This is a genomic window from Paenibacillus sp. V4I5 (assembly GCF_030817255.1).
Lineage (GTDB): Bacteria > Bacillota > Bacilli > Paenibacillales > NBRC-103111 > Paenibacillus_E.
Window position 1 is genome coordinate 7,147,866 of record NZ_JAUSZB010000002.1, and the last position, 25,531, is coordinate 7,173,396.

General features: G+C 46.7%; 13 protein-coding genes. 11 read left to right on the forward strand and 2 right to left on the reverse strand.

Annotated elements, in window-relative coordinates:
• The first annotated feature begins 299 nt into the window (after positions 1-299).
• The 6 genes from QFZ78_RS34310 (at position 300) to QFZ78_RS34335 (ending at position 15,815) form a co-directional block, all read left to right on the forward strand.
• Positions 300-5,936, forward strand: a complete 5,637-nt coding sequence (locus QFZ78_RS34310; protein WP_307553990.1) for an OmpL47-type beta-barrel domain-containing protein — start codon at positions 300-302, stop codon at positions 5,934-5,936.
• A 134-nt stretch (positions 5,937-6,070) separates the two neighbouring features.
• Positions 6,071-9,571: an OmpL47-type beta-barrel domain-containing protein gene (locus QFZ78_RS34315; RefSeq protein WP_307553992.1), complete on the forward strand. Its 3,501-nt coding sequence runs from the start codon at positions 6,071-6,073 to the stop codon at positions 9,569-9,571.
• A 415-nt stretch (positions 9,572-9,986) separates the two neighbouring features.
• Positions 9,987-12,053, forward strand: coding sequence for a glycoside hydrolase family 31 protein (locus QFZ78_RS34320; RefSeq protein WP_307553994.1), 2,067 nt, complete (start codon positions 9,987-9,989; stop codon positions 12,051-12,053).
• A gap of 51 nt (positions 12,054-12,104) precedes the next feature.
• Positions 12,105-13,706 (forward strand): glycoside hydrolase family 43 protein, encoded by a 1,602-nt coding sequence (locus tag QFZ78_RS34325; protein ID WP_307553996.1) that lies wholly within the window; start codon positions 12,105-12,107, stop codon positions 13,704-13,706.
• Positions 13,707-13,726: 20 nt separating this feature from the next.
• Entirely contained in the window at positions 13,727-14,581 is an 855-nt protein-coding gene (locus QFZ78_RS34330) for an alpha/beta fold hydrolase (RefSeq protein ID WP_307553998.1), read from the forward strand.
• 43 nt (positions 14,582-14,624) lie between these two features.
• A complete protein-coding gene (locus QFZ78_RS34335; protein ID WP_373461089.1) occupies positions 14,625-15,815 on the forward strand; it encodes a glycoside hydrolase family 88 protein in 1,191 nt (396 codons plus the stop codon).
• Between the two features lie 123 nt (positions 15,816-15,938).
• Here QFZ78_RS34335 and QFZ78_RS34340 read toward each other — a convergent pair whose 3' ends face one another.
• The gene (locus QFZ78_RS34340) at positions 15,939-16,799 is read right to left on the reverse strand and encodes a helix-turn-helix domain-containing protein (protein ID WP_307553999.1); all 861 of its coding nucleotides are present in this window, start codon (positions 16,797-16,799) and stop codon (positions 15,939-15,941) included.
• Positions 16,800-16,959: 160 nt separating this feature from the next.
• Here QFZ78_RS34340 and QFZ78_RS34345 point away from each other — a divergent pair, with 160 nt between their 5' ends.
• Positions 16,960-18,834 (forward strand): beta-L-arabinofuranosidase domain-containing protein, encoded by a 1,875-nt coding sequence (locus QFZ78_RS34345; RefSeq protein ID WP_307554001.1) that lies wholly within the window; start codon positions 16,960-16,962, stop codon positions 18,832-18,834.
• On the opposite strand, the gene QFZ78_RS34350 is transcribed toward QFZ78_RS34345, so the two are convergent.
• Positions 18,788-19,702: an AraC family transcriptional regulator gene (locus QFZ78_RS34350; protein ID WP_307554003.1), complete on the reverse strand. Its 915-nt coding sequence runs from the start codon at positions 19,700-19,702 to the stop codon at positions 18,788-18,790. The two genes, QFZ78_RS34345 and QFZ78_RS34350, sit on opposite strands and share 47 nt — an antisense overlap.
• A gap of 107 nt (positions 19,703-19,809) precedes the next feature.
• Between QFZ78_RS34350 and QFZ78_RS34355 the strand changes: the two genes are divergently transcribed.
• Genes QFZ78_RS34355 through QFZ78_RS34370 form a run of 4 tightly spaced genes read left to right on the forward strand, consistent with a single transcriptional unit; the run spans position 19,810 to position 25,425 of the window.
• Positions 19,810-20,931, forward strand: a complete 1,122-nt coding sequence (locus tag QFZ78_RS34355) for a glycoside hydrolase family 88 protein (protein ID WP_307554006.1) — start codon at positions 19,810-19,812, stop codon at positions 20,929-20,931.
• Between the two features lie 27 nt (positions 20,932-20,958).
• On the forward strand, positions 20,959-21,984 hold the full coding sequence (locus QFZ78_RS34360) for a dienelactone hydrolase family protein (protein ID WP_307554008.1): 1,026 nt from the start codon (positions 20,959-20,961) through the stop codon (positions 21,982-21,984).
• A 40-nt stretch (positions 21,985-22,024) separates the two neighbouring features.
• Complete coding sequence (locus QFZ78_RS34365; RefSeq protein WP_307554010.1) at positions 22,025-22,957, forward strand: hypothetical protein; 933 nt, start codon at positions 22,025-22,027, stop codon at positions 22,955-22,957.
• A 47-nt stretch (positions 22,958-23,004) separates the two neighbouring features.
• Positions 23,005-25,425, forward strand: coding sequence for a hypothetical protein (locus tag QFZ78_RS34370; protein WP_307554012.1), 2,421 nt, complete (start codon positions 23,005-23,007; stop codon positions 25,423-25,425).
• The last annotated feature ends 106 nt before the right edge of the window (positions 25,426-25,531 follow it).

Sequence of the window (25,531 nt, forward strand, 5' to 3'; positions counted from 1 at the left end):
TAAGTGTAGGCAGGTTGGCCAACCGATCTCATCCGTTAGAGATGGGATCGGCTGCCGCCAAGCCCTTCGCAGCAAGAGAGGGAGGAGATAGACAGGTTTATACGGACGATAGTTCGGGTGGGATTTCTCATTTTCATTAAAAGGAGGACCTGTATCGTTCAACTCGGCACTCGCTCTTACTCCAAATAAACATACAAGAATTACATGTATGCGACAAATATCTTTGCTAGTACAAAGAACCTTATCCCCATCTGCCTCGGCGAATGCCAAGAGGCTATATCTTTTCAAGGAGGAACCACATGATGCGTAAGACTACTTTTCATATAGGAGTTCTATGGAAGCGTTTACTAGCGGTAGTTGCCGTAGTGAATATGATTGCAACGCTTATGCCGATTAGCACGGCTACGGCTGCGGACGAAACCGTCAGCGCAGGATATCAAGTCGAAATCAATGAAACGATCACCAATGGCTTTACCCACCCGGGTGTCGGCTTAACGAAAGCCACACTTGAAAACATGAGAACACAGGTACTGGCGCAAAAGGAGCCTTGGTACTCCTATTATAAGGCAATGACCGTATCTTCAACCTCTTCAACAACGATTACGTCGAGCAACCAAAGCTCCACAGATCCGACAAAACCGGCCGTCACTTCTTTTGACAGTCAGGGCTTTAATCAGAGATTTATACAAGATGCTTTGAAGGCGTATACACAGACGCTTATGTATTATGTTACCGGCGATGAGGTTTATCGGGCAAATGCGATGCGCATTATCCGTATTTGGTCCCAGATGGATCCTGCGAAATACGTGTATTTTAATGACGCGCATATTCACACGGGAATACCTCTCAATCGTATGGTAGCTGCGGCCGAAATCTTAAGGTACTCCAGTTCCCAAACCGAAGAGCTGAAATGGACGGATAAGGATACGGCCGATTTTACGGCTAATCTGATTACTCCGGCAATCGAAACCTTTCAGCATGAAAATAACCATTTTATGAATCAACATAATTATCCGCTGCTGGGGGCAATGGCAGGTTATATCTTTACCGAAAACAGAGAGAGATATAATGAGGCTGTCGAATGGGCAACCGTTAATAAGACGGCTGTCAATCAGGGCTTCAATGGATCCATTAAGCAACTATTCCGATTGATTGATACCAATGCAGCGACAGGCGAGAAATTGGATAAGCCGGTCGTTCAGCATGTGGAGATGGGTCGAGACCAAGCGCATGGCGCCGGTGACTTAACGAATTCGGCCATCCTTTCTCGTATGTTTCTTGCCCAAGGCACTAAAGTCGACCCGGTGGAAGGCACTGTATCCACACAAGACAATGCAGTAGGTTATTATGAGTTTCTGGATGATAGATTTTTAGTGGCCGGCGACTTCTTTTGGAAGTACATGCTTGGCCATGACACACCCTGGGTGCCAGTTCCATACTCCACTTACCCTGATGGAACGGTAAGAGGCATCTACCAAAAGTTCTCGGACTCTTATAGAGGAAGAACGAATACCGCTTTATTTTGGGATATGTACTATTACTATACGTATGTGAAAGGGATTAATGTAGCAGATAAAGCGCCTTACTTATATGATGCATTTACCAAGAGAAGTCCATCCAATTATTACTATAAAGGGGCACTTACTCAAGCTTGGGAAAGCGTGGATGGAGGCGGAGACTTCTGGATTTATATGCCAAAGGCGGCTGAGTCTGAGGGGGCGAAGTATCTTCCCAAGGAGCAAACAAGCGCTGCGCTGGTAGAAGTAGAAGACCGTTATACGGCATTTGACAACAATACGGCTACCAAGCAAGAGGGAGATACCTCCTATGTGGAGTTTACGGCAACAGCTCAAGGAAGTGAAATTGCCGTACAGAATCTATCCTACGCTGATCGTACGAATTCCCGTCTTATTGGATTAAAATTTAGAACGGGCGGCCCGGCTATATTAGAGTTAAGTAACGGCGTAACAACGCCATACTATACGTTGGCGCTGCCGAATACGAAGGGTCAATGGAAATATATAACCTATGATATGGGAATTAATAATGTTTCCTATGGTCAGCTCGATGGCGATTACAGCCTCGTTTATATGAATGTAAAAGGAGCAGGCACGACGGTTGATTTTGACCACTTCAATGTTCAGGCAGGCACTGGGCTGACACCTCCTTCATTTAAAGCTGGAAATTCGGATTTGAATATTTTTGCCTTTGTCGGGTCGCCATTGACTTTGGACTTCTCAGCTACGGATTCTGGTACGACGGATACGGTTGCTTATCAGAGTGGCAATAAGCCGGAAGACGCCGATTTAAATGCGAATACGGGCGCATTTTCGTGGCAGCCGACGCAAGCCGGAGCGTATTCCTTTATCGTTGAGGCTTCTGACGGCACAACGATTGCAACCAAGAAGGCCAATATTATTGTTGGTAGTGACAGGGCTTCTGCCGTACAAGCGGCTATTGCGCCATATAATCCAAACATAAGTTACGTTTCAGGATCGCTGAATAATTTTAATACCGTATATAATAACACCATAAGTCAGATTCAGACTGCGTCAGATAGCGCCTTTTCTCAGCAATTGATAACCCTGAGGAGTGCGGTCGAAAGCCTTCAATTGTTAACGCCTTCATTACAAGCTGACGGAAGTATGGCTTATACCAATATGATTACATCCAGCTTTGGCAATTCGATCTCTCTCCTCGTGGATGGTAACAATAATACTTTTCCAGTCTATACGCTGGCGCCGTATCCGAATTTGTACCATATCTTGGATTTCGGGCCGGATTATAAAGTAACAGCTGATGCTATTGCTATGCAAGGCAGAATGAATTTCGTGGATCGTATGGCAGGCATGACGGTATTCGGGTCCAATGACAAGGAAAACTGGACGCGGATAACACCGGAACAAACAGCGTTTACGGATGGCTTTTCAAAATTAGACGTAGCCGATGCCTACAAAAATGAGAAATTCCGGTTTATCAAGTTAGAAATGATTGATCCACAGCCTGATGTTCTTCGCGGTAATATACAGAACTTGCTTGAATTGTCCGAATTAAGAATCTTCGGCGAGCGCCATGAGATTAATAACAAGCTAGAGTCGGTTTCGATAGGTTCAGATAAGAGCGTCAATGGCAGGATAGTTCTAGGCAATACGGTAAAATTAACGATTAAAGCAAAAGAAGCCATCAATAACGTTAGTGTCAAAATTCAAGGCCAGGATGCAGCGGTTAGCACGCAAGATAATATCAATTTTACGGCCGTGGCGACTTTGAATGAGAATGTACAAACGGGTATAGTGAAATTTGCCATCGACTACAAAAAGAATGACGGAACCAATGGAGACACAACCTATTTTACAACCGACAACTCCAAGCTTTACCTTGCCGATGAGTCGGATTTGATCCGCAATGTGGTTAGTATTACCAATTTAATTGATTCTACTACAAGTTCAGGAAGAACAGCAGCAGAAACCTTGAAACAGACGAATTATCTATTTGACAACGATTTAAGCACGTCTTCCGATTATCGTTTAAACGGCGGGGGATCTGGAAGCTTCATTACCTTTGATTTCAAGGAAGGTAATCAAACTTCGCTTTCGAGTGTAGAGCTTCTTGCAAGACAAGATAATAATCTATACAGCAGAATCAGGGGTGCAGTGGTTCAGGGATCCAACGATAATGCGACCTGGACAACTCTCTCGAAAGCAGCAACATCTACGATAGATTGGCAAACGCTGGCGATTAGCGGCACAGAATCTTACCGTTATATCCGTATTCTCAATCCAAATGGATGGTTTGGAAATATGGCTGAATTGAGATTCCATGGTGTTGTTAAGTCCCTAAGCAAAATCGAATCAGCTTCATTGAGTTCGGATCAAAACCTCAATAAAAGGATTGTTCCGGGCAACACGGTCAAATTAATAATCAAAGCAAAAGAAGCGATCAATAACGTCAAGGTTGCCATTCAAGGCCAAGATGCAACGGTTAGCACACAAGACAATATCAACTTTACGGCCGTGGCGACATTGAATCAAGGCGCAGCAGCAGGCACAGTGAAATTCACCATTAATTACAAACAGCAAGATGGAGCGGATGGATTCCCCATCACGACTACATCGGATAATACCACGCTGTTCCTGGCTGACGAGTCGGATTTGATTAGCAATGTAGCTAGTATTGCCAATTTAATCGATTCTACTTCAGGAAGAACGGCAGCAATAACATTGCAACAGGTGAATTATCTGTTCGATAGCAATTTAAATACGAGTTCCGATTTCCGTTTGGGCAGCAGCTCCGGTACGGGAAGCTACATTACGTTTGACTTTAAAGCAGGCAATCAAGCTACGCTTTCGAGTGTAGAATTGCTGGGAAGACAAGACCAAAATTTATTTACAAGAATTAATGGTGCAGTGGTCCAGGGATCCAACGATAATACGACTTGGACGGCGCTTACAAAAGCAGCGGTATCTACAGCGGATTGGCAAAGCTTTACGATTAGCAGCAAAGTACCGTACCGATATATCCGTATTTTCAATCCGAGTGGGTGGTTCGGTAATATAGCTGAACTTAGATTGCATGGGGCAGTGAAAGCGGCCGACCTGACGCCTCCGGTTACAACGGATGATGCACCGCAGGGATCGGTCAACAAGGATACGAAGGTAAGCTTCAATGCGACTGATGCAGATTCCGGCGTTGCCTCAACCTTTTTCAAAGTAGACGGCGGCGCGCAACAAACCGGGAATTCGGTTACTTTGACTACCGAGGGAACGCATACGTTAGTGTATTGGAGCGTGGACTCGGCAGGCAATGTGGAACAGCCGCATACGGTTGCAGTAAACATTGACAAGACGGCACCTACCGATGCCACTTTCTCCCCAGACGTTACAGCGCCGACCAACAGTGATGTTACTCTCACGATCGGCTATCCGGCTGATGCCGCTGTGGTGGAGTACAAAGTTGGCGAAAGCGGTACATGGACAGCTTACGGGGCTCCCGTGGTTGTTTCCGCAAACGACACGGTGTATGCAAGAGGAACGGATGCTGCAGGTAACGTAAACAATGTAACCAGCTATGAGGTAAACAACATTGATCATGTAGCACCGGTAGATGCAACTATAGCTGTAGACACCACAGCGCCAACCAACCAAGGTGTTACCGTAACGATCAGCTACCCGGCAGACGCAGCGGTGAAAGAATACAAAGTTGGCGAAAGCGGCACATGGACAGCATACTCCGCTCCAGTCATTGTTTCTGATAATGAAACCGTGTATGCAAGAGGAACGGATGCCGTAGGCAATGTGTCGAATGTAACGAGCATGACAGTAAGCAACATTTACAAGATTGCCCCCGTCACAACTGCAACGTTAAGTCCGGCTGCGCCTAACGGGAACAACAGCTGGTACACGACAGCTGTATCGGTAAGCTTATCCGTAACCTCCAATGTTTACGGAGGAGCAGTGACAACGGAATATCAGGTGAATGACGGTGCTTGGACCGCCTATACCGACTCCATTCCTGTCTTCAGCGAAGGAACGTATAAGTTCGGTTACCGCAGCAAGGATCAGGCAGGCAATGTAGAAGAACTTAAAACCGTCGAGTTTAAAGTTGACAAGACAGCGCCAGCGCTATCCGTGCAGCTGGATAAGACGTCGATTTGGCCGGCGGAACATAAAATGGTGACGATCAATGTGACGCTGAATCAGAGTGATGCTACATCGGGCGTTGAATCCGTAGTATTAACCTCCATCACGAGCAATCAACCGGATAGCGGCCAAGGCGACATTCAGGCCAATTTCGGTACAGCCGCCACTTCATTTAGTTTACGTGCGGAAAAATCACGTATCTATACCATCACTTATACGGCAACCGATAAAGCGGGTAACAAAACGTTTGTTCCTGTAACCGTTACGGTACCTCATGATCAATCCGATACTGAATAATTAAATCGTTGCCGATTGTTGATTTTAATCGAAACCTGAACTATACCTGGCCTTGGGCTTGACTATGATAGAGCCCAAGGCCGGGTTACTTTAATTGCTTACACATAATCACGATAACTTGGAGGAGAGTTGACATGCGAATCAACCGATTGAGAAAAAAACTTGTCTCGAAACTTATTTTAGGCTTGGCCTTGCCTCTAGCTTTGTTCGCGGGAGCCGTCGGCCAGCCGCAGACAGCCGCTGCCGACGTAAGCTTTGTCCATCCCGGAATGATCTTTACACAGGCTGATCTGGATCGCATGAAACAGCTAGTTGCTTCCAATCAAGCTCCGGCAATTTACGAATGGAACAATTTAAAAGCGAATCCAACAGCTTCTTTGAATTATGCTCCATCCAATTATCATCCAATTGTTTACAGAAATGATGCTGTGAATGGAAATAAAGGAAATACCGATCTGTATTACAGCGCATCGGCAGCCCTTCTGAATGCGATCGAATGGAATATTAGCGGAGATCAAGCTTATGCGGATCATACGATCCAAATTCTGAACGGCTGGTCCTACAATTTGACCTCCATCCAAGGCCATGACGCCCAATTGGCGGCGAGCATCTACGGGTACAAGCTGCTGAACGCCGCCGAGATCATTCGGTACAGTAATGCGGGGTGGTCCTCTGCGGATGTAAGCAAATTCACCGACATGATGACGAACGTATTCTATCCGCTAACAAGCACGTACGGTCAGGTGAATGGCGGCTGGGCAAACGGAAACTGGGACGCCGTCGATACGGTCTTCAATCTTTCCTTCGGCATTTGGACGGGAAATAAAGAAATTTATAATCAAGCCGTAGACTATTATAAGAATGGTGCAGGCAACGGAACCGTCATGCATTATATCCAAAATGACGACGGCCAGGTTCAGGAAAGCGGCCGTGACCAAGATCACACTCAGGGGGGTCTCGCAGGTCTAGCCGAAGCGGCGCAGATTGGCTGGAATCAGAGGGCAGCGGTTCCTAGCGGTGGCGATATGTACTCGTATCCGAACAATACGTACCGGTTACTCAAAGGCATCGAATATACGGCGAAGTATAACTTGGGCTACGATGTTCCTTATACACCAATCCCAGGTGTAGGCTACACGCTGGACGACATGTCGAAGGGCTTCTCATGGATCCCTGGTTTGGCGATTTCGCCGAGAGGCCGGGGGAAATTCAGTCCGATATTCCATCAGGTCTATAACCTCTATGTTAATGAGACTGGTTTGCCGGATTCCATGCTGCCCTATACCAAACAAGTGATAGCGAGACAACCGTTTCAAGCGTTTGCCCTAGACTTCCCGTCGTACGGGGGACTGTTATTCAACAGCCAAGATACCCCGCATTCCGATCAGTGGGGCAAGTCGGAGACAATCACGATTACGAATCGCGGTGCAGGCAAATCTATCGTTGTCATTAACGATCAATCACCGGCTTCCGTGGAACAGCAGTTCATCTCTGCGGCAGATGCCAATGTACGCGGAGGCACGTCTTCCAATATCAACTATGGCCCGGACGCAACGATGACGAGCAAGCTATCTACAGCAGATTTCACGCGGGAAGCCTATCTCAAATTCGACTTGAGCGGATACGCAGGAACCAAGGTCGATTCCGCTACTGTGAGGCTGTACGCCACATCTGTAGGCGCCAATGTAGGCAATACGGAGGCCGATTATGTAGCGGACGATAGTTGGATCGAGAGCGGCATTACCTGGAGTACGAAACCGGCCTCCGGCACCGTTCTTGCCACTTGGCCAAAGCCGAAAGCAGCAGGCTTTATCCAGTTTGACGTGACGAATCAATTGAACGCCGAACTAGCCCGATCCGGGGATAAGAAGCTTTCCGTCCGAATTCAATCTCTTCTTAATGGCGATGGAGTGGACTACAGCACCAAAGAGGCAACTACAGCAGGCAACCGTCCGACACTCATCCTCAAGAACGAGGCGAAGTCGTACCAGTATGCTTTGGAATACCTCGGCACAAGCAATTTGTACGCTTACCGGTCGCTTGCCAACAATAAATATTTGACCGTGATGCCGGACGGCACACTAGCGGCCAATTCGAACACCATCGGAACTGAACAAACGTTTGCTTACAGCAATAATGGTTCAGGCAACGTCATGAAGTCGATGGTGAACGGCAAATATGTGGCAGTCGATTCGGCAACGGGACTGTTGAAAGCGAATGTGGACAATGTAACCAACGATTACGGGCGCTTCGATTATTTAACCCCGCTGGATTCGCCGGTTACAACAGCCGAATTGTCAAACACGGCACCCGACGGGCAAAATGGGTGGTATGTGCATCCGGTTTCATTGGCGTTAACGGCATCCGCTTCGGTGCTTCCAGTGAAAAACACCGTTTATACCCTTGATGAAGGTCAAACTTGGCAAACCTATACGGGACCGATTGCGTTCAATCAGGATGGCTTGTATTCGGTTTGGTATGAATCGAGGGATAGCGGGGGCGGCGTAGAATTTGCCCGGAACGTCTCATTCAAGCTGGATGCGACCGCTCCGGCCGATGCCACCTTCGATGCAGATGTGGCAGCGCCGACCAACACCGACGTTAACGTAACGATCAGCTATCCGGCAGATGCAGCGGTGAAAGAATACAAAGTGGGCGAAAGCGGCAACTGGACAGCTTATGGGGCTCCCGTGGTTGTTTCCGCAAACGATACCGTGTATGCAAGAGGAACGGATGCTGCAGGCAATGTATCTAATGTAACTAGCAAAGAGGTCAACAATATCGATCATATAGCACCGGTGGATGCAACATTAGCTGTAGATACCTCAGCACCGACAAACCAAGGCGTCACCATAACGATCAACTATCCGGCAGATGCAGCAGTGAAAGAATATAAAGTGGGTGCTAGCGGCACATGGACAGCGTATACCGCCTCAGTCGTCGTTTCGGAAAATGACACCGTTTATGCAAGAGGAACGGATGCCGTAGGCAACATATCCAACGTAACCAGTCTTACAGTAAGCAACATTTACAAGATTGCCCCTGTAACAGCCGCAACGTTAAGTCCGACTGCCCCTAACGGGAAGAACAGCTGGTATACAACGGATGTTACGGTAAGCTTATCCGTTAGCGCCAATGTATACGGAGGAGCTGTGACAACCGAATATCAAGTAAATGACGGTGCCTGGATCACCTACACAGGTTCCATTCCGGCCTTCGGTGAAGGGACTCATAAGGTCGGTTATCGCAGCACGGATCAAGCAGGTAATGTAGAACAACTCAAAACCGTCGAATTTAAGGTTGATAAGACGGAGCCATCATTAATTGTCCAATTGGATAAAACGTCTATTTGGCCGGCAGAACATAAAATGGTGACTATTAATGTTATATTAAATTCGAGTGATGCTACATCGGGCGTTGAATCCGTAGTATTAACGTCCATCACGAGCAATCAACCGGATAGCGGCCAAGGCGACATTCAGGCCAATTTCGGTACAGCCGCCACTTCTTTTAGTTTACGTGCAGAAAAATCACGTATCTATATGATTACCTACACGGCAACCGATAAAGCGGGCAACAAAACGGTTACTTCCGTAACCGTCACTGTGCCTCATGATCAATCCGATAATCAATAGGAAGAAAGAGAACCTCCATCTCCACTTCATTCTAGTGGAATTGGAGGTTCTTTTGTAATTGATAGGGATGAAAGAAAAAAAACATACCTCCGAATGTCGTGCGTCTGCTGATTAACAACGACGGTTCCTTGCCCTTCGTGAACAAAAAGTATCTCGCAGCACTGATGCCAGTGATAATATCCTTTAAAATCATGGTCGATACGTATTTTATAGTCCCAAATCAACGAGTTTGGTTCAAAATAAACGGGTTCGACTGCAGGTTCATAATTCCCCAAAGTGGATAAGATTCAAACATTTTCTCATATTTTATTATAACTTTTTCGATGGTCGAAGGGATATAATCAGAACAAATATCGTTTGATGTTGATGAAATTATTGGCTCGTTTCTGGGCAAAACACAGAAAGAAGGTTAACGATGGACAAAATAGCAAACGGCATATGGAGAGTGCGTTTCGGACAGCCCGAAGCCCACACTCCGGTTAATCATCGTGAAACGGAAGTGAAAACGGAAGAACTCGGGAAGCTCGATTGCCAAGGAGTTTCCCCCTTCTCACTTAGTGACATCGTGATAAAGCAATCGGCAAGAGGGATTTATCTTGAACTTCCTCTGAAAGCCGATGAACATATTTATGGTTTCGGACTGCAGCTGCACCGTGTGGATCATACAGGCAGAAAGAAAGTGATTCGCGTCAACAGCGATCCCGTGGCCGATACAGGAGATAGTCATGCACCTGTACCGTTTTATGTAACAACCGCAGGATATGGCGTCTTTATTGACACTTCGCGCTACGCAACTTTCTATTGCGGGACTAATTTGCGTAAAGGAGCTTCGGAGAACAAGAAATTCGAACAGAAGGAAATCGGAACCTCTGAAATAGAATTGTACGGCTACCAGTCTACAGAGGGGGATCGATCGGTTGTTGTCGATATTCCGTCAGCGGAAGGTATTGATGTATATTTGTTTGAAGGCCCGGACATGGTGACTGCCGTACAGCGATATAATCTGTTTTCTGGAGGAGGCGTTCTACCTCCTATGTGGGGTCTCGGGATGTGGTACCGGGCTTACAGTGCAGCCTCACGTGAGGATGTCATGCGGCTTGCCAAGGGCTTTCGGGACGATAAGATGCCGGTCGACGTATTTGGGTTTGAGCCCGGTTGGCAAACGAAGGCATATTCTTGCTCTTTTGTATGGGATGAAAGCCGTTTCCCGGGCCATGAAGGGATGCTCGATGAATTATACGGTATGAGTTACCGGGTCAACCTCTGGGAGCATCTCTTTGTGCATCCGACTTCCCCCATGTACGAAGAATTGATGCCTTATTCCGGTGATTACGAGGTTTGGGAAGGACTTGTCCCTGACCTGTCCGTAAAGGAAGCCAGAGACATCTTCGCCAAGCATCATTTGAAGGAGTTTGTAGAAAAAGGGATATCCGGATTTAAATTAGATGAATGTGACAGCTCCGACTTTGTGCATTCGAATTGGTCCTTCCCGGATATAGCGCAATTCCCCTCAGGGATGGACGGGGAGCAGATGCACAACCAACTGGGAACGCTGTATCAATCCGCCATACAGGCTCCTTTCGAAGCGCATGGCCGAAGGACGCTGTCTCAAGTCCGATCCTCCGGATCTCTTGCTTCGCCGTTTCCCTTTGTGCTTTACAGCGATCTATACAATCACAAGGTGTTTATACGCGGTGTCGTGAACTCCGGATTCTCCGGGCTTCTCTGGTCGCCCGAAGTCCGTCAAGCGGAATCCCCCGAAGATTTGATCCGCAGGATTCAAACGGCAGTCTTCTCTCCAATGGCTCTGCTCAACTGCTGGAGAATTCCGAATCCGCCATGGATGCAAGTGGAACGTGACAAAAACATACGTGGTGAATTCCTCGATAACTATGAAGATATTCGAGACATTTGCCGCACATTGTTCGAAATACGTATGACATTGATTCCTTACCTATACACAAGCTATGCGAAATATAGTATAAAAGGGTTGCCGCCTTTTCGGGCGCTTGTCATGGATTACCCGGATGACCCAAATACGTACGAAATCGACGATGCCTACATGATGGGAGATTCTATCCTTGTGGCGCCAATCATAACAGGTACATCAGAGCGCGACGTGTATCTGCCGAAAGGCCGCTGGCGGTGTTTCTGGACAAATGAGGCCTTCGAAGGCGGACAAGCCTACACCTTTGCGCCAGGCTTGGAACGTATTCCGGTCTTCGTGAAGGATGGTACACTTCTACCGCTTGCTAAACCTTTGCCATATATTTCAGATGATGCCACCTTCGACATCACCGTTAGAGCTTATGGAGACAGACCGTCAGATTGCTTCCTTTATGAGGATGACGGAACAACATTCGAATACCGTGAAGGCAGCTTTAATTGGGTGAAGCTGACTTGGAACGAAGGTGTTGATGTTGAACGCATAGGCAACTATAAGGGCAAACGATATCATATAACCGGCTGGGAATCCGTTTAAGTTGAAGAACAAAACGACATATATGTAAAAAGAATAGCAGGAGGAACAAAAATGACAAAATCAGAAGCAAAGTTGAAAATTACGAATCCCGTGCTGCCGGGATTTAACCCAGACCCATGGATGCTGCGGGTCGGTGATGACTATTACATAGCGACATCGACGTTCGAGTGGTTTCCGGGGGTTGCGATCTATCATTCGCGAGATATGGTCCATTGGCAGCTGCTAACCCATCCTCTATCAAAGGCCGGTCAGCTTGAACTACTCGGAGTGCCGAGCTCCGGCGGTATTTGGGCGCCGAATCTGACTTACGATAACGGTACGTTCTATCTGCTATATACGAATGTAGTGGGGCGCAAGGGCGTTTTTAAAGACTTGCACAATTATTTGATTACGGCTGATAATATCATGGGTCCATGGTCGGAGCCGATCTATCTGAACGCCAAAGGATTCGATCCGGCATTTTTCCACGATGACGATGGACGCAAATGGCTGATGCAGATGCGGTGGGATTTTCGGACAGGCCGTCCGCGCTTTAGCGGTATTTTGATGCAGGAATACAATCATGCCGAGGGCAGGCTGGTTGGAGAGGAGTCGGTCATTTATCGAGGAACCGAAATTGGCGTCACCGAGGGTCCAAGTATGTTCAAGAAGGACGGTTACTATTATTTGATAACTGCTGAAGGTGGTACTGGATGCAACCACGCAGTTACTGTCGCCCGTTCCCGTAATATCGAAGGACCGTACGAAACAGCTCCGGATAATCCGATGATGACGACGGCTTATGATCGTGAACATCCGGTGCAAAATGCAGGCCATGCGGCCTTCGTAGAGACACAGAACGGAGAATGGTATATCTCCCATCTGGGGATACGTGTATTGCCTGATGGAAGACGTTTGAACCCGCTCGGACGCGAAACATTGATCCAGCGGATCGTATGGACGGAAGATGGATGGCCCCGTCTTGATAACGGCACCCGATTACCTTCACTGGAAGTTAAAGCTCCTGAGTTGGAGCCGCATCCGTTCGCACCTTTACCGGAGAGGGACGATTTCGATGCTCCTCAACTGAATATTCATTTCAGCACGCTCCGAACGCCGGCTGATGAAAGCTGGCTCTCTTTGCAGAAGCGTCCGGGCTATCTTCGCTTACGCGGCAGGGAGTCTCTGAATTCCTGGCACAAACAAAGTATGGTGGCACGTCGTGTGCAGCACTTTGAGTTCGAAGCGGAAACATGTGTCGAGTTCGATCCGCAATCGTTTTTTCATATGGCCGGTCTCGTTTGCTACTATGACGAACAGGATTATTACTATCTGCGCATCAGTCATGATGAACACTTGGGCAAACATATCGGCGTCGCCAAAAGTGTCGGGGGTAAATACGAAGAGCTTCTGGATAGCGTCGTTATTGCCGATGGCTGGGAACGCTGCTATTTGCGAGTGACGATTGAGCACAGGAAGCTTCAGTTTGCCGTCAGCGCAGACGGAAGCAGTTGGTCTACCATCGGGCCTGCGCTCGATTTCGGCGTCCTTTCCGACGAATACGGTGGAAAGCTAGGCTTTACAGGTGCAATGGTCGGCGTATGTGCACAGGATATGAGCGGCGGCGGACATCATGCCGATTTCGATTATTTTACTTACCGTGAACGGGTATGACCGAAAGGAATAGGATTAACATGGACAATCTTCAAATCCATTCAGGGCGTCTTGACATCGGTGGAAAAGAGCTCTACTACGAAGTCTCCGGATCAGGACCAGCTGTCGTCCTGCTTCACGGTCATTCCGTAGATCGTAGAATGTGGGACGCTCAGTTTGCGAGTTTAGCTACCCAGTATCAGGTACTTCGTTATGACTTAAGAGGCTACGGCCTTTCCGATATGCCGCAAGAGGGAGAAGATTATTTGCATGCCGAGGATCTGTACAAAGCAATAAATCATCTGGGCATTAAGCAAGCACATATCGTTGGTTTATCCTTGGGGGCCTTTGTAGCACTGGACTTTCTGTATCTACATCCGGATCATGTGATGACTGTCTCCGTTGCGAGCGGAGCCATCTATGCGAATGAGGAAGATGAGTCTGTAAACAATGAACTGTTTCAGGATGCAGATTCTGCTCACGAATCCCAATCGTCAAGACCAGGGCGTAACGACCCGGTGATCCAAGAGAATGTAGACGAATGGTTCATTAATCTGATGGACAGCTGCGGGAAGTACAAGGATGAAATCCGTGGCCAGCTATGGAGAATGATTGGCGACTGGTCTGCATGGACGCTAAGGCATCGAGAACCTAAGTGCCTGATCGGTTCTGATCTCGCACGCGGCTTTCGCGCACACGGTGTGGAAAAGCCCATTCTTGTCATCATTGGGGGGGACGACTCGGAGGGCAGCATCCGTTCGTCGGAAAAACTGCTCGATCTTGTGCGATCCGCTCGCAGAGCGGATATCGCAGATGCAGGTCATTTTTCCAATATGGAGCGGCCGGAAGTTTTTACGAACGTGCTGGAGCTTTTTTTTGAAGAACAGGAACAGTGAGAATATGAAGATAATCTACAATGAAAAGAAAGAGTGATAACCTGTGCATGCGATTAATTTGGAACCATTGAGCCGTCTGGAGCAGTTTGGACAACCGCCAGTCATAGATTCAACATTTGCAGAGGAAGCCATTGGTTTTATCCTTAAGCAAATCGATCGTAATCTGGAAGCATTCACGCATCAATTTCCGGCGCCTGCAAGCGAAAATCTTATTTATCCGGGCATTGACAATGTGGAGTGGACTTCGAGCTTCTGGACAGGTATGCTTTGGCTTGCTTACGAGTATACCGGGGATGACAAATACCGCCATGTCGCGGAAAGCCAACTTCATGGCTACAAGGAACGCGTGCAGAAACGGATCGAAACGAATACGCATGATATTGGTTTTCTGTATTCCCTGTCTTGTGTCGCCGCTTATAAGCTAACCGGCAATGAAGAGGCTAAGCAGACAGCTTTGCTCGCAGCGGATTTATTAATGGAACGCTACTTTGATAAAGCAGGCATCGTGCAGGCTTGGGGAGAACTCAGCGACCCCGAACAGCAGGGCAGAATGATTATTGACTGCAACTTGAATCTACCGCTTCTGTACTGGGCGACTGAAGTGTCGGGCGAACCGAGGTACGCCGAAGCAGCGAGAAGTCACGTCAAGCAGGCAGCCGCTTATATTGTCAGAGACGATGCATCAACGTACCATACTTATTATATGGACGTGAAAACCGGATTGCCGAGATTCGGAAGAACTCATCAAGGCTATGCCGACGATACATGCTGGTCGCGTGGTCAAGCCTGGGGAATCAGCGGCTTCCCGCTCAGCTATTTATATACGGGTGATACAGAACTGCTCGAATTGACTAAGAAGCTGTCAAACTATTTTCTTAACCGTCTGCCGGACGATCTTATTTGTTACTGGGATTTGATCTTCTTGGAAGGCAAAGAACAGGAGCGAGATAGCTCAGCGGCTGCGATTGCCGCATGCGGTTTGCTCGAACTCTCCAAACAATTGCCGCTTCTAGACCCGTCGAAGAACGTCTACGAGAATGCGGCACTGCATATCCTGAAATCACTGCACGAAAACTACACGGCCAAGAATTACCCAGAGTCAAATGGCGTGTTGATTCACGCCGTGTACAACAAGCCACGCGGAATGGGCATCAACGAGTGCAACATTTGGGGCGATTATTTCTATTTTGAAGCATTAATTCGCATAGAGAAAGATTGGAAGCCCTACTGGTAATCGAGCTGGCAAGGGACCGGTTTTAAATGGATATAAAGATGATTTGAACAACAAAAAGGGGTGACGAATGTTTAAATTCGATCTGCCCCTTTTTGATATTATGCAGCTTTTCAAATCCTTGGTTTAAGACTTGTAGAATTGCCGCATGTACGCTGAAGGTGATTCGCCATACACTTTCTTGAACACCCTGCTAAAGTAAAAAGGATTCTGATACCCGAGCCGCTCACTAATCTCCGCTAAGTTCAACGAGCTTAGTCGCATCAGCTCGATTGCCTTGTTCAACTTTAACATCGTATGAGTCTCTACGATGCTTTTGCCCGTTGCTCTTTTGAATGAGGCAGAAATGTAGCTGTAATTCATATTCAAGTGTGTTTGCAGTCTGGCTGCATCGAAAGGCTCCTCGAGATGTGCCACCAAATAGGCCATGATTCGTTCGGTCGTCCGACGAGCAGCTTCGGCGATTCCGTCCTGATTGGAAGCGGCCGCATGCAGTTCGAGGAAGAATTGATAGACGTTCAAGCTTGCCCGTGTCATCTTGTGAGCACCCTGATCATGCATTCCATGGATCATAGCATGCAGTCTTTTCTCTGTTCCTATGGGCGCTGTAGCGAATTTGGGCAGTACGATGCGGTATTGATAATGATCGGGATAGTAGTACTCCAGCTCAGGACGCGGGGTATGTTCTTTGTAATCCTTACGTTCGTCCGCGACTGTGTCGAAATGTATCCAGTACCAGGAAGTTCCCGCCAGCGTCTCAGGTAAGCCCCAGTGGTGTAAGCCTTTATTTAAGAATAAGTACTCTTGTTCACCTACAACATAGGAAGATCCTTCCTCGATGACTTGCATACCTCCTTTGGCGACATAGAGAAATACATGGTAGTCCAACATACGGTCGGGATGGGTATATCGTGTATCCGTTCGGTTCAAGCCAATATCCCGGATCAACGGGAATCGGTCTGCAGTTAAATCAACGAACTTGTCCATAGAGTGAATCCTCTCTCAGAATGTTTGCTGTTCAATAAATAACAAAAAAAGTATATGAAAATTCAAAATATAGTGCATGGAATGTAGTATAGCATAACTTTAAAATGAAAAAGAAAACAAAAAAAGGAACGGATGAGAAGTGATGAGAGGAAAGACGGTCATGAGAGATTTTCAGGCGGGACACGTTCGATTGCTACCGGGTCCACTCAAGAAGCGGTTTGAACTAAATAAACAGTACATGATGAGCCTGACCAACGAGAATTTACTCCGTAGTTTTTATCTGGAAGCGGGACTGTGGAGCTATAGCGGCACCGGCGGCACTACTAGCGCTACGACTACAAGCATGGATGGTCCGGAGCATTGGCATTGGGGTTGGGAATCGCCAACCTGCGAGCTGCGAGGGCATATTATGGGTCACTGGCTTTCGGCAGCTGCGCGCATCTATGCGCAAACTGGCGATCCATTAGTGAAAGCAAAGGCTGATTATATCGTAGCTGAATTGAAGCGCTGTCAAGAAGCGAATGGAGGGGAGTGGCTTGCTGCGTTCCCAGAAACATATATGGAGCGCATAGCTAGTGGTAAATTCGTATGGGCACCTCACTATACGATTCATAAACTGCTTATGGGATTATATGAAATCTATGCAATCACGGACAATGAGCATGCGGTACATCTGATTTCAGGCATCGCAGCCTGGTTTTATCGCTGGACGGGACAATTCTCGCAGGAGCAGATGGACGAGCTGCTTGATCTTGAGACAGGAGGCATGCTGGAAGCATGGGCAGATCTGTACGGTATCACAGGCGATGAGAAGCATCTTGAGCTCATACGAAGATACGATCGGCGGCGATTTTTCGATGCACTGATTGATGGAAAAGATGTGCTGACGAACAAGCATGCGAATACACAAATTCCTGAAATTCTTGGTGCTGCACGGGCTTGGGAAGTAACAGGGGATGAACGGTATCGCAAAATAGTGGAAGCGTTTTGGGCAATTGCCGTTACAAATCGCGGTTATGTCGCTACAGGGGCAGGTGACAATGGCGAGCTATGGATGCCGGCAAACGAAATGGCTGCCAGACTCGGCGTCGGTCAGGAGCACTGCTGCAACTACAACATGATGCGGCTTGCTCATGTGCTTCTCCGATGGACCGGTGATCCCATTTATGCCGACTATTGGGAACGTCGGTTTATGAATGGCGTACTTGCTCATCAACATGGGGATACAGGCATGATTTCATACTTCCTCGGCGCAGCGGCAGGCAGCAAAAAAACATGGGGCTCGCCGACTCAGCATTTCTGGTGCTGTCACGGTACGCTGATGCAGGCTAACGCATCCTATGAGTCGCAAATTTTCATGGAGGAAGAGAGCGGAATCACCATCTGTCAATGGCTACCCTCTGAGCTGCACTGCGATCACAGCGGCAATGCGATAAGTATTCGTTTGGAGCAGGAAGGACAACACGGCATTTATCCGCTTAACAACTGGTCCGTTGAAGGTATGACCGCGATTACGAAAGTGAACATTCCGTCCATTCCGGTTCAACGTCCTGATAGTTTCATTTATAAAATTACCGTCAAGGTTGAGCAAGCTACTACATTCACATTGAAGCTGCGAATGCCTTGGTGGCTGAAGGGCCGGCCAAAGATTTCAGTGAATGGCACCGAACCGGAGCAGAAAGTAGTAGAAGCATCGTCCTTCTTCCGACTCACCCGAGAATGGCTTAGTGGCGATACGATTACTCTCGAACTCTCGAAGGCTCTAACAGCTGAGCCTCTTCTTGGAGAGCCAGGCACCTATGCGTTCTTAGATGGTCCGATCGTGCTTGCGGGATTAACCAGTGAGGAGCGGGTGCTTTCTGGGGACCCTTCTCGTCCGGAAACGATGTTGGCTCCTGACCGAGAGCGGAACCACGGCTGGTGGAATCCCGGATATTACCGCACGAAGGGAGTGGACCACGGATTTAGGTTCATTCCTTTATATGAGGTTAAAGATGAAAGCTATTCGATTTATTTTCCAATCCAGACGTCTTAAGAGATGGTGCGTTTCTATCATTCCTGTATTTAAGCGGAGTTGTTCCGATCACCCGTTTAAAGAGTTGAATAAAGTAAGAGGCGTTCGGTATGCCGATTCGAATACCGATTTCCTCGACTGCCAAATCCGTCGTCTCAAGCAGTCTGCAGGCTTGTTTCATCCGTCTGGCCGTCAAGTAATCTGTTACGCTGCTGCCTGTCTCCTGACGAAAAACTCTAGAAATGTAGCTCGTGGATAGATGTGTTTCTTTTGCCAAATTTTCAAGACTAACGTCATCCTGATAATGCTTTTCGATCCAACTCATAATCGTTTCCGAGTAACGCGGATTTCTTCTCAGCGCCTCTTGTACATCTTTCACTTTCCCGTACACACTGTCCACAACATTCAAAAGTTGTAGCAAAAGCAAAGTGATATCTTCACAATCGCGAACGTTGTCATCGTTATTGCGATCAAAGGATGAGTAAATCCATTCTATCGATTCTGCTTGTAGGGAAAGATCATAAGCATGATTACGGTCTCTACCTTGCCATAATGCAGTAAAAAGGGCGTGTTTTTTCGGAAAAGGACGTAATTGTTGTTCAATGAGAACAGGATCCAAATAAAAAATGGATCGAACATAGGGTGTTTCAGAACTAACCATAGCGTGGATACGATGGAGTTGAAAAGGCTGGAAGAAGAAGAACATTCCTCGTCTGATTTCGTAAGCCTGGCGATTCAGGACGATGCTGCCCTGTCCTTCGTGTACAAAGACTGCTTCACAGCATTGATGCCAGTGATAGTACCCTTTGAAGCCATTTTCGGATCGAAGGTGATAATCCCAAACGATGTCTTTATGATCAAAGATAACAGGTTCGAATAGCCGGTTCATAGGACTACCTCCTATATGACAAAATATCAACATTTATTGATATTGTATCATAACTTTTGCGTGAAATGGTGATCTATAATGAATAAAAACAGATGGAGGTATTCATAATGAGTACAGCATATTGGCAAGAAATCATGGTAAGACTCGATAGTAAAGTTACACGTACGATGGATCAAATGGGTACGAAATGTCCGCATTTCGCAGGAGAAGATGGCAAGTTTGATGACATCGGCTCCGATTGGTGGACGACTGGCTTCTGGCCGGGCATACTGTGGATCATGAATGACATGACAGGTAAAGATCACTATAAAGAGGCTGCCTGGCACTGGGATGGCCTTCTGGAAGAGTGGTTCGTGAAACCAACGGAGGAGCTTCATCATGATGTAGGATTTCAATTTCTGCCAACAGCTGTTATCAAAAATACGTTAACAGGGGATTCGGATGGATTCCGCCGAGGGATTGAGGCAGCGAATTTTCTAGCAGCACGTTATAATCCTGTTGGGCGATTTATTCGAGCCTGGAATAATGGACCTGACGGTAAACCAGTACCCGGTTGGGTCATTATCGATTGCATGCTGAACATCTCACTTCTGTTCTGGGCTAGTAAGGTGACTGGCGATCCTAGGTATAAACATATGGCGATTCGTCATGCCGAGACGACGATGGCGTATGGCATCCGAGAGGATGGATCGACGAAACATATCCTTTCATTCGACGCCGAGACGGGTGCTTATATCGAAAACTTTGGCGGCCAAGGCTTATCTCCGGAATCATCGTGGAGCCGTGGTACGGCCTGGGGATTATACGGTTTTGTGAATACATATCGTCACACGGAGGATGAGCGGTTTCTTCATACAGCGAAGAGGATCGCGCATTACTTCATTGCAGCGCTGCCTGAGGATCATGTCCCGTATTGGGATTTCCGTTTGGAATCGGAAGAGGGCATGTCGAGGGACAGCTCAGCTGCTGCTATTGCAGCCTCAGCCTTGCTAGATCTTGCGGACTTCGTAACAGCAGGAGAAAAGAGGTTGTACACCGGTGCAGCAGAGCGGATCCTGCGTTCGCTGACTGAAAACTATGCGACTTGGGATCAGCCGGAGCACGAAGCCATTCTGCTGCATGCTACTGGCAGCGGCACATCGTTTATTGATGTCTCGCTTATATATGGCGATTATTACTACGTGGAAGCGATATCCAAGCTTAATGGATGGAAGCACCGCATCTTTTGATGGATGTGTGGGAAGAGAGGAAGCAGTATGAACTGGACAACGGATGAATTTCTGAAGCGATTGTACGAGGAAACGAAGAATGAGCGGCTTAAGCTGCGGTCCGGAAAGAAGCATACCGGAGTAGATCGGCAGGAGCTGTGCGGCCGATTAAGGAAAGCGCTGGGAAGCTTTCCCGGAACGGTAACACCACTTCAACCAATTGTGCTGGAGAAGAAGGATTACGGCGATTATTATCTTGAGCACATCCAATATACAACCATGGAATCCGTAGACGTCCCTGTCATGGTGCTGGTACCGAAAGATGGAAAAGGCTCATGGCCTGCGGTGCTGGCTTGCCATGGACATGGCAATGGTCAACGAGACGCTGTTGGTCTGGCTCCGAACGGCAGCGTGCTCAACGAACTCGGAATCCATAACCGTTTTGCTGTCGAACTGGTGAAGAGGGGGCTGCTTGTGGTCATCCCGGAAATCATGGGTTTCGGAGTGCGTCGGATGGCGGAAGAGATCATAGCGAATCCGAACTACAGCTCCTGCGGTACGCTGTCGTCCCAATTGTTGATGTTCGGTAGAACATTGGCGGGCATGCGGGTTTACGAAGCCATCCGGGCGCTGGATTACATACAATCTCGAGATGATGTCATAGCTAGCCGCATCGGGATTTTCGGCTTTTCCGGAGGCAGTCTGATCAGCGCATTTACAGCAGGACTAGATGATCGGATTAAGGCCACCGTGCTTGCAGGGTGGACGAATACGTTTCAGGGAAGCATTCTTGCCATGCATCATTGCATCGATAATTACTTGCCCGGTATCCTGCTCGATGCCGAACAACCGGAGCTCATCGGCTTAATAGCCCCTCGTAATTTGTTCGTAGAATCAGGCGAGAACGATCCAATCTTTCCGGTAAAGAATGTTCGCGAGGCTATTGCGGAGCTTAAGGAGATTTATAATGGCATGAATGTTCTGGATTGTTTCCAATCGGATCTTTTTCCGGGAAGTCACGAAATATCGGGACGTAAGTCCTTTGATTGGCTTGCGGAGTGCCTGCGATCATAAGGGAATTCGTTGGAAATTAAAACCATAGTGAGGTGAGCTCGTGTTAAATCGTATTCATCTTTTGGAAGATTGGCATGTCGCAGGACAACGAAGCGATCATGGTTATGATCTAAGGGAGACTGTAAAAATAGAATATCCAACACCCGCAAATGCTATAGGCTGGTATCCCATCGGTTTTGAAAGAGGCAATGACTCTTCGCTTGAAGCAATGGGTTGGTTTGGATTGAAGCTTCGTTTGAATGCTTATGCGGAGGAAACAGAAATAAAGGTCAAAGCTAATTTTATCGATAATCGGAGTGTTAACGCGAGAATTGTACTCGCTGGGTCTGGGAAGCATGATGTAAAGCTGAAGCTGTCCGATTTTGAAATAGAAACGAGTAAAGGGGATATATGGAGATTTCTGAAAAGTTTTGAACTGCAAGGGAATGCTGAATTGATTTCGGCTAGCTTTCATCGAGGAGATCAGATATTTGTTGAAACGAATGTGTTGGGTAAATCTGGTGATGCAGGGGAAGAAGTCGTATACACGATGAGTGTGTATAATTGTTCGGAAGCCAAACAAAATGTTATCATCAAACAAGTATTTGAAGGCTGGGAGTCTTTATTTCCTATTGTTACACCAGCCCAATTTGTTTTAGAGCCGAATGCCAAGCAGGACATAACAGCTATCGTAAAAGTACATGATTATATGGTAGCGGGCGGGCATGAAAATACGCTCCTTAAATTTATTGCTAATGGTGACAGTGAGCGTGCTGTTACCGTAGAGTTCAAAACGTTAAGAAGATTGCCGCATCCTTATATTTATCATAACGAGCAGCAGTGGAAAGAAACAAAAGAGAAAATTGATAAGTATCCGAAATTCAAACCTGCGTATGTTCAATTAATAGCAACCGCGGATGCATGGGAAGTCAAACCACCAATTGAAGAACGAGATTACTGCTATAACACAAGTGAAGAGCATGATATTATGTAGCCGCCTATGCTTATGCGCTTACCGAAGACATCAAATACGCTGAGAAAGTGGCTAAATTTCTACGCTATTTCATAGATGAGGAAATAGGGTATCCGAAAAAGAAAAAAGGCTGCAGCCAGAGCTATGTTCAGGAAGGACATTTCTTCCAGCACCTAGCGATCCCTTACGATATTATTCATCAAGCAGGTGTTTTGACGCCTGAAGAACACCAAGGGGTAGAAAAAACGTTTCGCATCTATATGGATATCTTAGATACACATTTACATCAAGGACATATTTCTAATTGGTTATTATCAGAAATAACAGGCGCTTTTTATTGTGCGCTGGCTATAGAAGATATCGAACGAGCCTTACGGTTTGCATTCGGCATGGGGGGCTCCATTCATCACTTGAAATATGGTTTGTTTAATGATGGTTGGTGGCATGAATGTTCCGTTGGGTATAACACATGGGTATCCTCGATGTATATCCACACCGCACATGCCTTGCTTCCTTTCGGAATTAACATTTTGCATACGCATTACCCGATCCCATTTAATGATGAAATCAATAGTACCTATAACGGTGAAGATGTAAAAGTAAGATTCGGCATGTATAACAAAAAGTGGGGTGGCAATAGAAAGAACTATGTCTGTATCAAAGACATGTTCGATGCGACGATCCCATTTTTGGATTACAGGGGGGTCCTGTTTGGTATTAGTGACTCTGATGAAAAGAAATTAGAGGGAGTGCACTTTGGTTCGACTTTCGACTTGGCTTATAGCTATTATAAGGATCCGGAATACATCCCTGTTATCCATCAAAATGTCAATGTGGACCCGATATTTGGACATGCCGAATTGCCGGAGTATCCTTCTTCTTACGTTAAGAACAATGCATATGCGGATAATGTTGGCATAGCGATGTTAAGAAGTCAGACTGAACATAGAGAGCAGAAGGACCAAATTCAAGCGGTTATGCGATATGGCTCACATGGGTATGCTCATGGACATTTTGATCGTACGGAAATCTTATCTATTATGCGTTATGGGCGCAGCTTTTATAACCCTGAGCATGTATGGTGGGGCTATCCGCATTTTATGTATAAATTCTATGTCCAAAACTCGATGACCAAAAATATGGTCGTAGTCGATCAAAAAATGCAGGTGCCCAGTGATTCCAAAAGATTGTTATTTTATAGCGGTAAAGCGATACAGGCTGTTGCAATAGAGACAAATTCGAAGTGGTCTTATCCTCCTTATGGCGGAATGATTTACAACGAGACAAAAACTTTAGAAGAAAGATGCAAAATGAATGCGAGTTCATTGCCAGAAGTGAAAGATGCTCCACCTTATGGTGAATTGTCAGAGTTCACAGAACCAATCACACAAAAAAGAGTGATGGGGGTAACCGACGATTATATCGTGATATTTGATTACCTTAAAGGCGAAAAAGAGCATCAATATGATAGCTTGTTCCAAATTAAAGGTTTTAAAGGGATAAAGTCCGATACCTTGAGCGAACTGCAGCATACTAGCCAATTTACCGAAAACCCTCTATCTGATGCACAATTTATAACGGATTGCCATTGGTATGATGTAGTTGGGACAAGTGTCGCAAGCTTTGAAACCATCTTTGGGGAAGGCGAAGATATGCGTGGCACTCGAACCGCCCATAATACACCAGGCTTATTAAAAATGGATGTACACACCGCTTGGCCTAAACAATCGATTCAAATCATTGGCAGAACTGCAGAGGATCACGGATATATGATACCGATCGAGTACCGAGTAGAAGTAGATGGTGATGTAAAAGCAGAAGGTGAGTTTGGCGCATGGCTCCTAAGCGAAGGGAAATGTGACATCGATCTCGAGGGGGCTAAAACATTAACGCTAAGAGTCAAAAATAATCCTACCTACAACGAACAAAAGTATCCGCAAAAAACAAAACAAGGGCTTTTCTGGGGTGAGGCATATGTGGTCACTGCAGATGGCGGGAAGTTTAATCTTTGCGATTTAGACGTAGTCTACGAAAATATTGATCGTGGCTGCGGTATAGGTAAGGACTACGAGGGCGGACGGGTTACGATCGTAGGGAATGAATACCCGAAGGCCATACCTACAAGTCCAGTTGACCATGACAAGGTGGGCATCCTAACCCTTGATTTATCAGGAATAAATGCTGTGCGTTTTGTAGGATTGATTGGAGCCGATGCCTTCCCTGGTGATGAAGCCCAAAGACGCAAAACGTACGCTGTAAGGACGAAAGGTACCATTGGCCGATATATCACCATCGTTGAACCTTTCGAGACGGAAAGCATGATCCTATCCGTGCAGGCTGCCGATGCAAATACGGTCGAAGTGATTCTTAAAGACGGCAGAATACAAATCATAACGGTCAATCAAATTGAACATGACGAAATAACTGTAAATATCTTGGAATACAAAGACGGTATTCTCATTCACAATGAATTAGCGTGTGGTAAGTAAAAAATACCTGCATAATTTGAGTATACACGATGAACTCTCTGTGGAGCTGTAGCGATTTCATCATCCTAAAAAAACCTCAGTTTGATCTTAAAAAACAGCATTTCAG